General features: G+C 68.5%; 1 protein-coding gene. It reads right to left on the bottom strand.

The genetic code is table 11. The features are described 5' to 3' along the window. A partial coding sequence (locus Mco01_RS38795) for a helix-turn-helix domain-containing protein (RefSeq protein WP_204061804.1) occupies positions 1-593 on the bottom strand: 593 nt, incomplete at both ends.

Raw genomic sequence — 593 nt, 5'->3', positions numbered from 1 at the left:
TAGTTCATGTTCGAGGGCGTTGCGGCCGCCGCGGCCGCCGGACAAGCGGGTGGTGAAGACCATGCCGTTGTCGGTGAGGGTGGAGGCGGGCACGCCGTGGGTGTGGACGGCCTGGCTGAAGGTGTCGCGCACGATGGGGCCGGTGACGCGGTTGTGGGCGGTGACGTGCAGGGCGTAGCGGGAGTGGTCGTCTAACCAGGTGAGGATCTCGGTGTCGGTGCCGTCGGCGAGGCGGTAGTGGGTGAAGTCGGCCTGCCATGTCTCGTTCGGCAGATCGGCTTGGAAGCGGATGTAGGAGGAGCGGGGTCGTTTCTTGGGTTCGGGGGTGACCAGGCCGTGGCGGGTCAGGTAGCGGCTGAGGGTGGCTCGGGACACGGTCAGTTGGTGGTGCTCACGCAGGTGCCAGGCGATGGTGTCGGGGCCGGCGTCCAGGCCCTGGTCGGACAGTTGTTTCCGGAGTCGGACGATCAGTTCGACGGTGGCGGCGGGGATCGCGGCCGGTGAGGTCTTCGGTCGCCGGGATCTGGGCTCGAAGGCCGCCTCGCCCTCTGCCCGGTAGCGGGCGATGAGCTTGGACACCCAGCCCTTGGAGA

The organism is Microbispora corallina, assembly GCF_016863035.1.
GTDB lineage: Bacteria > Actinomycetota > Actinomycetes > Streptosporangiales > Streptosporangiaceae > Microbispora > Microbispora corallina.
The sequence above is the reverse complement of the archived record's forward strand: the minus strand, read 5'-3'. Positions and strand labels throughout refer to the sequence as shown.